Raw genomic sequence first — 13,206 nt, 5'->3', positions numbered from 1 at the left:
GTACGGCAGTTCCGGCTCGCGCCCCAGCACGAGGATCGAGCCCTCGAAACCGTTCTGCCGCAGCGCGATGGCCGCCTGCGCGCCACCGTGACCCGCTCCGACAATGACTACGTCCGCCTTTTCCATCCGAAATCCTCCACGTGTTGCGCGGGATTTGGCAAAAAAGGCGGGCGCGTCAACTGAGCGTTGTCAAAAAGTCCATTCCTGCAAAGATCACCGCGCCAGAAGCGTGCGCGCCTGGCTGGCGATCTGGGCGAGCATGGCGGGGGCTGGCACCGGATTGGCTTGCGCCCGCGCGATCAGCGCACGGAACTGGCGCACCGGCACTTCGTGCGCGGCAAACCAGCTGGCAACCGCGCCATCGGGGTCTCCCCCGCCCTTTCGCGCGAGGAAATCGAGCCGCATCTGCTGGAAATCGCGCGCCAGCCCCGACACGAGCAGGCGCTCCCACGTGTCCGATGGATTCGCGCGGGCCGCCGCCTGCTGCGCCCAGTCCAGTCCCAGCCCCGCGCCGAGATCGGCGAAAGCGCCGGTCAGCCGCGCGGCATCGACGTTCAGCTCGCCCGCAAGATGGGCGAGGCCGATCGCGCCATCGAGATCGAACAGGTGCGCGACCCGCGCGACGATGTCCTGCGGCACGCCCTGCGCAGCAAGATCCTGCCGCATCCGGCGCGCCTGCGCCTGCGCCTCTCCGCGCAGAAGCTCTGCCGCCGTGTGCGAGAGCAGGCCCACGCCGCCCGCCAGATCCTCGATCAGCGCATCGGGCGACATCGTGCCACGCCCGGCGCGCAACACGTCGGCGACATGACCGCGCAGCGCGCGCGCGACACGCTCGAACATCGCGATGCGCTGATCTTCGGCCATCGCCGTCTCGTCGAGCAGGCGCCAGGTTTCGGGCAGGTCGAGCAGCCGTTCCGCCGCGACGAAGGCGGCAGCGACCTGCGCCAGCGTGCAGCCTTCCTCCTCCATCAGCTCGAACGGATGGACCGGCCCCATGCGGTTGACGATGCGGTTGGCCAGCTTGGTGGCGATGATTTCGCGGCGCAGGCGATGGTGGACGATATCGGTCTCGAACCGCTCCTGCATCTGCGACGGGAAGGCGGCGAGCAACTCGACTTCCATCACCGGATCGTCGACCACCGCGCTGTCCTCCAGCGCACGCTGCAGCACCAGCTTGGCGCTCGACACCAGCACCGCCAGTTCGGGCCGGGTGAGGCCCAGCCCGGCCCCTGCACGCCGGGCATAGTCCTCAGGCAGTGCCAGCCCCTCGGTCCTGCGGTCGAGGTCACCGCCTTCTTCCAGCACGTCGATCACCCGCGCGAAGGCAGGCACCGCCGCTGCGCCGCCGCGCTCGGCGATCGACAGGCCCAGCGCCTGCAGCCGGTTGTCCTCCAGCACAAGATGCGCGACCGCATCGGTCATCTCGACCAGCAGCTTGACGCGGCCGTCCTCGTCGAGCCGCCCGGCGCGCTTGGCCGCGGCCAGCGCGATCTTGATATTGACCTCGTGGTCCGAGCAATCGACGCCAGCCGAATTGTCGATGAAGTCGGTGTTGATGCGGCCCCCGTGGAGCGCGAATTCGATGCGTGCGGCCTGCGTCGTGCCCAGGTTCGCGCCCTCGCCGATCACCTTGGCGCGAACTTCATTCGCGGTGACGCGGACCGCATCGTTGGCAGGATCGCCGACCTCGACGTTGTTCTGGTGGCTGGCGCGGACATAGGTGCCGATGCCGCCGAACCACAGCAGATCGACCGGGCTTTGCAGGATCAGCGAAATCAGCGAATCGGGGTCGCTCTCGGCCACCGACACACCCAGCATCGCCTGCACCTGCGGGGAGAGCGGGATCGCCTTCATCGTGCGCGGGAAGACGCCGCCACCTTGGGAGATCAGGCCCTTGTCGTAATCGTCCCAGCTCGAACGCGGCAGCGCGAACATCCGCGCGCGTTCGGCCCAGCTTGCCGCCGGATCGGGATCGGGATCGAGGAACACGTGGCGATGATCGAACGCGGCGACCAGCCTGATCGACTGGCTGAGCAGCATGCCGTTGCCGAACACGTCGCCAGACATGTCGCCGCAACCCGCCACGCGCACGGGCTCTGCCTGCACGTCCACGCCCATTTCAAGGAAATGGCGGCGTACCGAGAGCCAGGCGCCCTTGGCGGTGATGCCCATGGCCTTGTGGTCATAGCCCTTCGACCCGCCGCTGGCGAAGGCATCGTCGAGCCAGAAGCCGCGTTCGGCCGCAATCGCGTTGGCGACGTCGGAGAACGTGGCCGTGCCCTTGTCCGCCGCAACCACGAAGTAGGGATCATCGCCATCGCGGATGACGACGCCCGCCGGGTGGACCACCGCGCCTTCGACAATGTTGTCGGTGATCGACAGCAGCGTGCGGATGAAGGCCTGGTAGCTGCCCTTGCCCTCTGCCAGCCAGCCTTCGCGGTCTCGCACCGGATCGGGCAACTGCTTGGGATAGAAGCCGCCCTTGGCCCCGGTCGGCACGATCACCGCGTTCTTCACGCGCTGCGCCTTCATCAGCCCGAGGATCTCGGTGCGGAAGTCGTCGCGCCGGTCGGACCAGCGCAGGCCCCCGCGCGCCACCGGCCCTGCGCGCAGGTGGATACCTTCGACGCGGGGCGAATAGACGAAGATCTCGCGCCAGGGCACCGGCTTGGGCAGGCCGGGCACGAGCGCAGAATCGATCTTGAAGGCCAGCGCTTCCTCACCCGCCGGGGCAAAGGCATTGGTGCGCAGCACCGCTTCGACCACGGCACGGAAGGCGCGCAACAGGCGATCGTCGTTGATCGCCGCGACATTGGCGAGGCCGCTGCGGATCGCGTCTGCGGCATCGGCTTCGGCGGCCCCGCGCTCGCCCTTGAACGCCGGGTCGTGCCGCGCGGTAAACAGCGCGACGAGGCCGCGGGTGACCTGCGGCGCATGACGCAGTGCATCGACCACGGTCTGGATGGTGAACGACAGCCCGGTCTGGCGCAGGTAGCGGAACCACGCGCGCAGCCAGTTCGCCTCGCGCGCGGAGAGCCCCACCGCCACGATCAGCCGGTTGAAGGCATCGTCCTCGGCCGCGACGTTGAGCACGGCGGCCAGCGACGCCTCGATCGCGGGCGCGCGCGTCAGAAGATCGTCGACCTGGCTGTCAGGCGGCGTGCCGACAAGGAAATCGTGAATGAAGCCCAGCCGCCCCTTGTCGAGCGCGGTCGGCACTTCCTCCAGCACGCGGAAGCCGAAGTTTTCGAGCACCGGCACGGCGTCCGACAGCACGATCGCGCCTTCGCGCTGGTAGAGCTTGAGCCGCAGGCCTTCCTCGCCCGCCAGCCGGTGCAGGCGCACCGCGCGGCGTGGGGCATTGGCGCCGTTGAGGCCGCGCAGCACGCGGATGTCGCCCGCCGCTTCCGCCGGGCCCTGCGCGGAGCGGTAGCCCACCGGGAATCCTTCGGCATAGCGCGCGGCGAGCGCAGCGGCGCGGGCCGGATCCTCGGTTCGGGCCAGCTCGGCCTCGACCGCGCCCGCCCAGCCGCGCACCATGGCCTGCAGCGCCGCATCCAAAGTGGCTTCGTCGGGCACGTCCTGCCCGTCGCGGATGTCGAGCACGAAGCGCATCATGGCCAGCGTGCCGCCTTCGACCTGCAGGCTCCAGTCGAGCACCTGCGCGCCGCTCGCGGCTTCGAGCATGGCCTTGACCTGCAACCGCACTTCGGTCGACTGCACGTCGCGCGGCAGCCAGACGAAGGCGAACAGATGCCGCGCGAGCGGCGCGCGCACCAGCGCGAGGCGCGGGCGCGGGCGGTCGACCAGGCTCATCATCGTGGTGGCGATGCGCGCGAGGTCGGCGTCGTCGAACCCGATCAGCAGGTCGTGCGGCAGCGCGGTCAGCGCATGGACCAGCGCCTTGCCCGCATGGCCGGAGGCGGCGAAGCCGAACTGCGCCATCAGGTCGGCGAGCTGGGTGCGCATGCGCGGGATGCGGTCGGGCGCGGCGGCGAGCGCGGCGCTGGTCCACACACCCGCATGGACGGACAGCGCGACCACCTGCCCGCCCTCGATCACGGGCGCGATGAACAGGTCGAGCGGCACGCGGCGATGGACGCGCGCGATACGGTTGGCCTTGACGATCAGCGGGGCGCGACCCGCGCCGCGTTCGCCACCGCTTTCGAACCAGGCAAAGGCGCGCTCGTAGGACGAAGGCGCGAGCAGCGGTTGGTCGCTGGCGCGGCAGATGCCCAGCCGGTCGTCCTCGCTGCCATCGCGACGGCGGGAGACATGGCCCAGCTGGGTCAGCATCCCGTCCGCCAGCCAGCGCAGCAGCGCCGCGCCTTCGGGATCGGCAAGGCGCCGCGCGTCCTCCTGCATCGCGGCCTGCATGCGCGACCAGTCGGCGACGGCGGCATGGACATCCGCAAGCGTGGCCGCCAGCGCGTTGGTCAGGTCGCGGCGCGCCTTGGCATCCGCACGTTCGGTTTCAAGATATACCACCGATTCGCGGATCTCTCCCGGCGCCTCGCCATCCGGGAACGCGATCAGATGGCCCTCGCCATCGCGGCGCACCGCAACCACGGGGTGCACCAGCCGGTCGATCGACAGACCCTGCGCGGCAATCGTGGCGGTGATCGAATCGACGAGGAAGGGCATGTCGTCGTTGACCACGGCGATGCGCAGGTAACGGCTGCTGGTCTCGCTACCGCCGACGCTTTCGATCGCCATCGACGGTTCGCTGCCCCGCCGCCGATGCGCCGCGATCATCGTGAAGGTCGCCGCCTGCGCCAGCCGCTCGGCATCGAAATCGGCCTGTTCGGCAGGCAACAGCGCGGCGGCGAAGCGGCTGGCCAGCGTGTGGGCCAACAGCGCCGGCTCGGCGGAGGACGAAGGGGCGGACTGGGTGGCCATGGCGTTCTATCCCGCTGAAAGGCGCAGTCGCGTGGTCGCGCCGTTATAATTTTATGACAATAGTTCGCACTATTAGTTCTTATCCTAGAACTGTCGTTGCGCGACCGCAAGACGAAGAAACTCGTACCGCACGCCTTAACAGCCCATGCCGCGCACCGCTCCGGGCCAATGCCTAGGCCGCGACAAGGCCTTGAACGGCTTCCATGGTCAGTTCCAGCGAGCGGCGGCGCAACGCGGGATCGAAGGTCGAGCCCGAAACGATCAGCTCGTCCGCACCGGTGCGGGCCTGGAACGCTTCCAGCCGCTCGCGCACGGTGGCAGGGCTCCCGATCGCGGACACCTGCCGCATGTGCGCCAGCATCGCCTCGGCCTGCGGCGGCAAGGTGTCGCGATAGCCGGGCACCGGCGGCGGCAGCTTGCCGGGGCTGCCGGTGCGCAGACGCACGAAGCTCTGGTCCATCGATGATGCGAGCAGCACGGCTTCCTCGTCGGTCGGCGCAGCGATCACGTTAATCGCGGCCATGACGTATGGCTTGTCCAATGCGGCCGAAGGGGTGAAGCGCTCGCGGTACATCTTCAGTGCCGCATCGAGATGGTCGGGCGCGAAGTGCGAGGCGAAGGCATAGGGCAGGCCCAGCATCGCCGCGAGCTGCGCGCCGAAAAGGCTGGAGCCGAGAATCCACAACCGGGGCGCCGCGCCAAGGCCGGGGGTGGCCTGCAACGGCAGGCGCTTGTCGCCTGCAAACTGCAGCTGAAGCTCAAACACGTCGTCGCCGAAGTGCTCGGCAGCGCGGTTCACGTCCTTGCGCAAGGCCTGGACGATACGCTGGTCGGCCCCCGGCGCGCGGCCCAGGCCGAGGTCGATGCGCCCCGGAAACAGCGCATCCAATGTGCCGAACTGCTCGGCGATCACCAGCGGGTTGTGGTTGGGCAGCATGATGCCGCCCGCGCCGATGCGGATGGTGCGGGTGGCATGGCCGATATGCGCCAGCGTGACCGCGACCGCCGCGCTGGCGATCCCTTCCATGCCGTGGTGCTCTGCCACCCAGTAGCGGTTGTATCCGCAGGCCTCGGCCACTTGCGCCAGCGCGGCGGCATCGGCGAGGGCCTGGGCGACGGTGCCGCCCTCGACCACGGGGACCAGATCGAGGACGGAGAGCTTCATGGAGTCGCTTTCTTTTCCGCTGCGGGTGCGCCCGATGTGGGAGCAGGCCCCAGTTGTTCAAGGTAGCCGCGCGCGGTCTTGGCCTCGGGGCCGTCGGGCGCGGTGCGGATCACCGAGTCCCACGATTTCATCGCAGCGGCATCGCGCCCGTCGAGCACGGCGATGACGCCCGCCTCCAGCCCGATCGCCGGATCGCGCGGATCGAGGTTGGCGGCGATCTCGATGTCGCGTTGCGCGCGCGGCAGGTCGCCGTTGCGGCGGGCGAGCGTGGCCGACAGCAGCCAGCCTTCGGGATCGTCGGGGGCGAGGCGGTGCGCTTCATCGAGTGCACCACCCGCTTCGGCCATGCGCCCGGCGGCGACCAGCGCGCGGGCGCGATCGGCCTGGATGCCCCCCAGCGTCGCGTTGTCGGCCCCGGCCTTGAGCGCGACGGCCTTGTCGAACCAGCCGACCGCCTTGTCCGCTTCCCCGCCTGCCAGCGCGGCATTGCCCGCCATGGCAAGGAGCTGAAGCGAGGATGTCGCCTGTTCGGGCGGAATCGCGGCGATGGCGGCGCCAAAGGCGGTCTCCGCCCCGGCATAGTCGCCGCTTTCGTTGAGCAGCAGGCCCAGGCACTGGTTGGCGCGGGTGCGCTCGAAATCGGTTTTCGCATCGTCGCGCCACAGCCGCGCCGACGCGAGTCCCGCGGTCAGATCCTTGGCGCCGGTGGCAAGGCAGGCGGCCAGCCGGTCGGGCATCTGCTGCTTCGCTGCGGCAGGCTCTGCGGCGGGCGCGGTCTCGACGATGCGGCGGCGGCGCGAGATCGGCAGCGGCGAGGCCTGCTGCGGCGAGGGATTGGGGCCGATCTGCATCATGGCCGCCGAGGCCTGGGGAAGCGGCATGGCCAGCGCGGCGAAGAGGGGAAGCGGGAAGATCATCGGCGTGTCAGCGTCCTTCATGCCCCGCCTGCAAGCGCCCCGACAAGCTCGTCGAGCGTGTGCAGCAGCAGGGCGATATCCTGCGGCCGCGAGAGGCGGTGGTCGCCGTCCTTGATCAGATGGACCTGCACGTCCGCTGAACGCAGGGCGGCGGCGTGGCGCAGCGAGGTCTCCCACGACACGTCCGCGTCGGCCTGCCCGTGGATCAGGCGGACCGGCCCGTCGAAGGGGATTGCGCCGTCGAGCTGAAGCTGGGCTTGGCCATCGCGCCAGAACGCGGCGTAGGTGGGGGTCGGTTCGGGACCGTAGGGGTTGTCCTCGAACAGCGTCTGCCCCGCAGCCAGCGCCGCCTTTTGCGCAGCGTCGAAACCCCAGTCGGTGAAATCGGGCGCGGCGGCGATCCCGACGAGCGCCCGCACCGTCTGCGGCAGGGCGCGCGCGACCAGCAGCATCAGCCAGCCCCCCATCGACGAACCGCACAGCACCGCGCGGTCGATGCCCAAGGCAGCGATCAGCGCCACGACCTCGTCCCGCCAGCGCGAAAGCGTGCCCTCGGCAAAAGCGCCTTCGGACAGGCCGCAGCCCGAATAGTCGAGCAGCAGGCAGGCGCGATTCGTCGCTGCGGCATGGGCCAGCACCGCCTCGGCCTTGCCGCCCGCCATATCGGACATGTACCCCGGCAGGAACACCAGCGCAGGTTCGGTGCCAGCCAGGAAACGGTGGGCGAGGCGCAGGCCGTGCGGGCCTGCGACGTACTGGACGGGCACGATCTGGTCGACGGTCATGGTCGCTTGCCTATCGGGTTTGGCGCAACAACGCTATGTTTACGCCAAGCTGCGAGACTGGCGTACCATGGACCAAGCCAACCTGCCCCCGCTCCAAAGGCTGTTGCTGCACCCCCGGTTCATGGCCATTTCGTTCGCGCTGCTGATAGGTCTGCGGCTGGCGGCGATGAGCTTCGTGGTTACGCCGACCTCGGACGCCAATTTCTACTACTCCCGCGCCGTAAGCCTTGCCGCGGGGCTGGGCTATCTCGCGAACGATGGCCACGCCACCGCCTATTGGCCGCCGGGCTGGCCGATGGCGCTGGCCGTGGCGTTCCGTCTGGCGGGCGCTTCGATCTGGACCGTCGGCCTGCTGAACCTTGCCTCGGCGCTCCTGTCGGGCTGGCTGCTGCTCGACCTCGCGCGGAAAGTCACCGGATCGGAGAGCGCCGCCCGGCTGGCGCTGCTGGGCTATGCGCTCTATCCCAATGCCGCGCTGTATGTGCCGCTGGCCCTGACCGAGGTGTTCTACACGCTACTGCTGCTGGCGAGTTGCTGGCTGCTGGTGCGAAGCGGATGGGGCTGGACGCTGCTGGCCGGGCTGGTGCTGGGGCTTGCCACGCTGGTCAAGGCGCAGACGCTGGTGGTCGTACCGCTCCTCCTAGGGATAGCGCTGCTGCGCGAGGGCGATGCGCTGCGACGCCTTCCCGCCCTCGCCTTGCGCGGCGCCACGGTGCTGGCACTGGCGGGGCTGGTGGTGCTGCCCTGGTCGCTGCGCAACGAGCGCGCGCTGGGGCATTTCGTGGCCGTTTCCACCAATGGCGGGATCACCCTGCTGACCGGCAACAACGACAGCGCACAAGGCGGCTTCACGCCAGAGGACCCGGTGGTGAAGGCGCTCGATGCGCGGCGCGGCCTTTCCGAACTAGCCTATGACGCCGAAGCCAGACGGCTGGGCGTGGCGTGGATCAAGGCCCACCCGATGCGATTCGCCGCGCTGATGCCGCGCAAGCTGTTCAAGCTGTGGGGGCCCGATGGCGAAGGCGTCTGGGCCTACGAAATCGGCGCGCGACACTATCGTCCCGAGCCGTTCCTGCTGATTCGCGCCGCCAACCAGGCGCTCTACTGGGCCGTGCTGGCGCTGGCGACGCTCGCGGTGCCACTGACCTTGCGCGCGCGGCGGCGGGCGGCCCTGCGCGCCATCGACTGGTGGCTGCTCCCCTACGCCATGGCCGCATACCCGAGCGCGATCTGCGTGGTCTTTTCAGGGCAGTCACGCTTCCACTTCCCCGCCATGCCATTCCTGTTCATGGCGGCAGCGAGCGCGCTGGTGTTCTGGATGGAGGGGCGCGCGGCGCGCCGTTGGCGCACGGCCGATCGTCCGGCGGCGAACCCGGACGTTTTGCCTTAGGAAGCGAGACGGACCTGCGCGACCGGCGCGGGCGCCATTGCTGGGCGCCGCGAGGGAAGGGCGGTAACGCGTTGGGCGAGTGGCCGGACGGGGCGTTGTCTCCGTTCCGGCACAGCCTTGGTTCGGATGGCGGCTCGATCCCGGGCGGCGGCTCGCTTGCGGCCCGGTCCGTAGCGATATGTTCGTGAAGGGAGAGACCGGGGATGGCATGGGCGATTGCGGCCCCTGCGTTGCCCGGTCGGGGCCTTCGCGAAGCGCATGCACGCGGCTGAACCACCGCACCACATCCGCACATCCGTTGCTCTGGCCTGGGTTTGCCCGGGGACTTGGGGCTTAACGCCCATGCGACTGGAAGATCCAGCGCCCCCGCGAAGCCGAACCCGCACCGGTCGCGTCGGGGTTTGGCCATATGGCTGACCCCGAAGGAGCGAAAGCGAAGCCGGCCATGCCTGCTCCCGGTCCGTGGGGAGGGTATTTAACCCATATGGTTTGTTTTGTCAAGATTGGGGGAAGAAGGGCAGATGCGAGGGGGTTACCCCCTCGCGCTCCCATTACGTCTTCCGGCGCTGGTGTGGCGCTTTGCCCACCCCCGGCCCCTCCCGCTTGCGGGATGGGAGGTCAGGCGCTGCGTTTCATTCCCCTCCCCATTTGTGCTTCACAAAAACGGGGAGGATCCGAATGAGGGTGCGGTTTGCGCTGCCCCGTCGCCGGGAGACGTGAACAGGGTGCAGGGATGGTAAATCCCTGCCTTTATTCCCCTTTCCCCTCAGCTCGCGCGACGCACCTTGTTGCGGTGCGCGCCAACGCCGGGGGCGCCGCTCGAATGGTAGCGGCGGGGCTTGGCGCCCTCGGCGCGTTCGCCTTCGGCACCACGCGGAGCGTCACCAGCGGGGCGCTGGCCCTGCGGCTTCTGGCCCTGCGGACGCCCGCGACCGCCGTCGCGTCCCCCATCCCGGCCAGCACCGCCGCCGCGGCCATCGCGACGATCGCCGAAGCGGCCGCGTTGATCGCGTTCTTCGCGGCGGGCGTCCTGCTGGATCTGTTCGGGGGTGCGCTTGGCCGAGGGCAGCTTGGCTGCTTCGGCGAGGAAGTTCTCGGGCAGGGGGACCTGATCGAGCTTCACCCGGGTCAGCTTTTCGATGTCGCGCAGATAGACCTTTTCATCGGGCCCGCAGAAGCTGATCGCCACGCCATCGGCGCCGGCACGCGCGGTGCGGCCGATGCGGTGGACGTACTGTTCGGGCACGTTGGGCAGTTCGAAGTTGAAGACGTGGGACACGCCCGAAACGTCGATGCCGCGCGCAGCGATGTCGGTGGCGACGAGGACGGGCGACGAACCCTGACGGAAGGCTTCGAGCGCGGCGGTGCGCTGGGCCTGGGTCTTGTTGCCGTGGATGGCGCGCGCATCGATCCCGGCAGCGTTGAGATTGCGCACCACGCGGTCGGCACCGTGCTTGGTGCGGGTGAACACCAGCGCGCGGTCGAGCGTCTTGTCGGCCAGCAGGGCGCGGATGCGCAAGCTGAGCAGGGCCTGCTTTTCGGCCTGGTTGAGGAAGGTGACGAACTGGTCGACGCGCTCGGCCGTGGTGGCCTGCGGGGCGACTTCGACGCGGACCGGGTTCTGGATGAACTGCTTGCCGAGGTCTTCGATCGACTTGGGCATGGTGGCCGAGAAGAACAGCGACTGGCGCGTCTTGGGCAGCAGGTTGGCCACGCGCTTGAGCGCATGGATGAAGCCGAGGTCCATCATCTGGTCGGCTTCATCGAGCACGAAGATCTCGACGCGGCCGAGCGTGAGGGCGCGGTTGTCGATCAGGTCGAGCAGGCGACCGGGGGTGGCGACGAGGATGTCGGTGCCCCCGACGAGGCGACGGGCCTGCTTGCCGATGGGCACGCCGCCGACGACGCAATCGACCATCAGCTTGAGGTTCTTGGCGTAGCCCTTGATGTTGTCGGCGATCTGCGCAGCCAGTTCGCGGGTCGGCGAAAGCACCAGCATCCGGCACGAGGCAGGCTTGCGCGGCTGGGGATTCGCGGCGAGGCGGTGAAGCGAAGGCAGCGAGAACGCGGCGGTCTTGCCGGTGCCGGTCTGCGCGATGCCGAGCAGGTCACGGCCTTCGAGCAGCGCGGGAATCGCCTGGCGCTGGATCGGCGTCGGGTCGTTGTAACCCTTGGTTTCGAGCGCGCGCAGGATGGGCTCGGCCAGGCCGAGTTCAGAGAAATAGGACATGAAAACAAGTCTTTCGTTGGCGCGCCAACGAATGGGCGCGCGACAGGTCGTCGTTCGCGCGACCCGTGCGTGAAAGGGGAAGCAGGTGAGGCAAAGACCGTGCGGCTGGGGCGGATCTCACCATATCGAAATGGCGGATCTCACGCTGCCCGAGCGTGCGACGAAAGGCTCCGTCGCCGGTCTTGCTGCGGTGCATATAAACGCTTTGCCCGCAAAAGCAAGGATATTGCGCGCGCGGGTGCTGGCAATGGCCAGCGCCAGTACTATGCTCGGCCCATGAACACGACCCGATTGCTGCTCGCCGCCATCATCTCCGCCACCGCACTGCCCGCCAGTGCCGCCGCCCCCACCGGTACGGAGCGGACCATGACCGCCACGGTCGACAAGGAGCAAGCGCGCACCCTCGCCCTGCTCGAACGGCTGGTGAACCAGAATTCGGGCAGCCGGAACGTGGCCGGCAACAAGGCGGTGATCGCCATGCTGACGCCCGAATTCGAGGCGCTGGGCTTCAAGGTGCGCTTCCTGCCGATGGAGCAGACCGGGCGCGCGGGGCATCTGCTGGCGACGCATCCCGGCGCGAAGGGGGCGAAGCGGTTGCTGCTGATCGGGCACACCGACACGGTGTTCGAACCGGATTCGCCGTTCCAGACCTTCCATCGCGAAGGCGACAAGGCCACCGGGCCGGGCGTCGCCGACGACAAGGGCGGCGTGGTGACGATCGTGGCTGCGTTGCGCGCGATGCAGGCGGCGGGCACGTTGAAGAAGGCCAATATCGAAGTGTTCCTGACCGGCGACGAGGAAGACGCGGGCGACCCGCAGGCGGTGGCGCGTGCCGATCTGGTGGCGGCGGGCAAGCGCGCGGACGCGGCGCTCGATTTCGAGGGGCTGGTGCGGTTGGGCGGCCCCGATGGCATCCCGACCGACATGGGTTCGATCGCACGGCGTTCGGCCTTTTCGTGGACGCTGAACGTGACGGCCAAGTCCGGCCATTCGAGCGGGGTATTCGGCGCCGACGGCGATGGCGCGATCTATGCCCTCGCCCGGATGCTCGCCGCGTTCCGCGCCGAAGTGCCCGAGCCGAACCTGACGCTGAACGTGGGGCTGATCGGCGGCGGAGCGCAGGCCGCGCTCGATGCCGATCAGGCGCGCATCGCGGCGAGCGGCAAGACCAACATCATCGCCGCGCAGGCGCTGGCACGGGGCGACTTGCGCACCCTGTCACCGCAACAGCACGCCGCGGCGGTGGCGAAGATGCAGGCCATCGTCGCGCGCGCCTATCCGGGGGCGACGGCGACGCTGACCTTCGAGGACGGCTATCCACCAATGGCGCCGACCGAGGCCAACAAGGCGCTGCTGGACAAGCTCAACGGCGTGAACGCCACGCTGGGGCTGCCCGCGATGCCTGCGCTCGATCCGGCCAAGCGCGGCGCGGGCGACATCAGCTTCGTGGCGGCGGACGTGGCGGGGCTGGCGGGCCTCGGCCCGGCATCAAGCGGGGACCATACGCCCGCCGAGACGGTGGACGTGCCCTCGATCTGGCTGCAGGCCAAGCGCGCGGCGCTGCTGATGAGCCGGCTGGCGGCGGAAAGGCGGTGAGCAGGCAGGCACATCCGGCCAGCCCCTGCACCGGGGTATGTTCGATCGATCCGGCGACGCAGGTGTGCAGGGGGTGCGCGCGCACGCTGGCAGAGATCGGCGCATGGCTGGGCGCGAGTGCGGCGGAAAAGCGCGGGATTCTCGACGCGGTGGCGGCACGGTCACGCACCTGACGCGGCTTGCCGTTACAGCGGTGGGACTCTAGGCTTGCCCGATAAAACGGG

The 13,206-nt window shown here is 69.1% G+C and carries 9 protein-coding genes; 3 read left to right on the top strand and 6 right to left on the bottom strand.

Annotated features, from left to right (window positions below):
- The 5 genes from K3A84_RS15060 to K3A84_RS15040 form a co-directional block, all read right to left on the bottom strand.
- A partial coding sequence (locus K3A84_RS15060; RefSeq protein ID WP_225010185.1) for an FAD-dependent oxidoreductase occupies window positions 1-126 on the bottom strand: 126 nt, incomplete at its 3' end.
- An 87-nt stretch (window positions 127-213) separates the two neighbouring features.
- Window positions 214-4,899: an NAD-glutamate dehydrogenase gene (locus K3A84_RS15055; protein WP_225010165.1), complete on the bottom strand. Its 4,686-nt coding sequence runs from the start codon at window positions 4,897-4,899 to the stop codon at window positions 214-216.
- Between the two features lie 172 nt (window positions 4,900-5,071).
- A complete protein-coding gene (locus tag K3A84_RS15050; protein ID WP_225010164.1) occupies window positions 5,072-6,064 on the bottom strand; it encodes an LLM class flavin-dependent oxidoreductase in 993 nt (330 codons plus the stop codon).
- A complete protein-coding gene (locus tag K3A84_RS15045) occupies window positions 6,061-7,002 on the bottom strand; it encodes a tetratricopeptide repeat protein (RefSeq protein WP_225010163.1) in 942 nt (313 codons plus the stop codon). Before K3A84_RS15045 ends, K3A84_RS15050 begins: the two co-directional genes overlap by 4 nt.
- The gene (locus K3A84_RS15040; RefSeq protein WP_225010162.1) at window positions 6,999-7,766 is read right to left on the bottom strand and encodes an alpha/beta fold hydrolase; all 768 of its coding nucleotides are present in this window, start codon (window positions 7,764-7,766) and stop codon (window positions 6,999-7,001) included. The genes K3A84_RS15045 and K3A84_RS15040 overlap by 4 nt, the downstream gene beginning before the upstream one ends.
- A gap of 121 nt (window positions 7,767-7,887) precedes the next feature.
- Between K3A84_RS15040 and K3A84_RS15035 the strand changes: the two genes are divergently transcribed.
- Complete coding sequence (locus K3A84_RS15035; protein WP_225010161.1) at window positions 7,888-9,156, top strand: glycosyltransferase family 39 protein; 1,269 nt, start codon at window positions 7,888-7,890, stop codon at window positions 9,154-9,156.
- Window positions 9,157-9,922: 766 nt separating this feature from the next.
- Here K3A84_RS15035 and K3A84_RS15030 read toward each other — a convergent pair.
- Window positions 9,923-11,386: a DEAD/DEAH box helicase gene (locus tag K3A84_RS15030; RefSeq protein ID WP_225010160.1), complete on the bottom strand. Its 1,464-nt coding sequence runs from the start codon at window positions 11,384-11,386 to the stop codon at window positions 9,923-9,925.
- Window positions 11,387-11,662: 276 nt separating this feature from the next.
- Between K3A84_RS15030 and K3A84_RS15025 the strand changes: the two genes are divergently transcribed.
- Window positions 11,663-12,982, top strand: coding sequence for a M20/M25/M40 family metallo-hydrolase (locus K3A84_RS15025; RefSeq protein ID WP_225010159.1), 1,320 nt, complete (start codon window positions 11,663-11,665; stop codon window positions 12,980-12,982).
- A complete protein-coding gene (locus K3A84_RS15020) occupies window positions 12,979-13,155 on the top strand; it encodes a DUF1289 domain-containing protein (RefSeq protein WP_225010158.1) in 177 nt (58 codons plus the stop codon). Before K3A84_RS15025 ends, K3A84_RS15020 begins: the two co-directional genes overlap by 4 nt.
- Window positions 13,156-13,206: the final 51 nt, after the last annotated feature.

Origin of the sequence: Novosphingobium percolationis, from assembly GCF_020179425.1 — a bacterium.
Taxonomy (GTDB): Bacteria; Pseudomonadota; Alphaproteobacteria; order Sphingomonadales; family Sphingomonadaceae; genus Novosphingobium; species Novosphingobium percolationis.
This window is presented reverse-complemented; position numbering and strand designations above follow the sequence as displayed.

Coding starts and splice junctions, on each gene's coding strand:
- K3A84_RS15055 (WP_225010165.1), bottom strand. CDS start 4,899: ATGGCCACCCAGTCCGCCCCTTCGTCCTCCGCCGAGCCGGCGCTGTTG.
- K3A84_RS15025 (WP_225010159.1), top strand. CDS start 11,663: ATGAACACGACCCGATTGCTGCTCGCCGCCATCATCTCCGCCACCGCA.
- K3A84_RS15040 (WP_225010162.1), bottom strand. CDS start 7,766: ATGACCGTCGACCAGATCGTGCCCGTCCAGTACGTCGCAGGCCCGCAC.
- K3A84_RS15035 (WP_225010161.1), top strand. CDS start 7,888: ATGGCCATTTCGTTCGCGCTGCTGATAGGTCTGCGGCTGGCGGCGATG.
- K3A84_RS15030 (WP_225010160.1), bottom strand. CDS start 11,386: ATGTCCTATTTCTCTGAACTCGGCCTGGCCGAGCCCATCCTGCGCGCG.
- K3A84_RS15045 (WP_225010163.1), bottom strand. CDS start 7,002: ATGAAGGACGCTGACACGCCGATGATCTTCCCGCTTCCCCTCTTCGCC.
- K3A84_RS15050 (WP_225010164.1), bottom strand. CDS start 6,064: ATGAAGCTCTCCGTCCTCGATCTGGTCCCCGTGGTCGAGGGCGGCACC.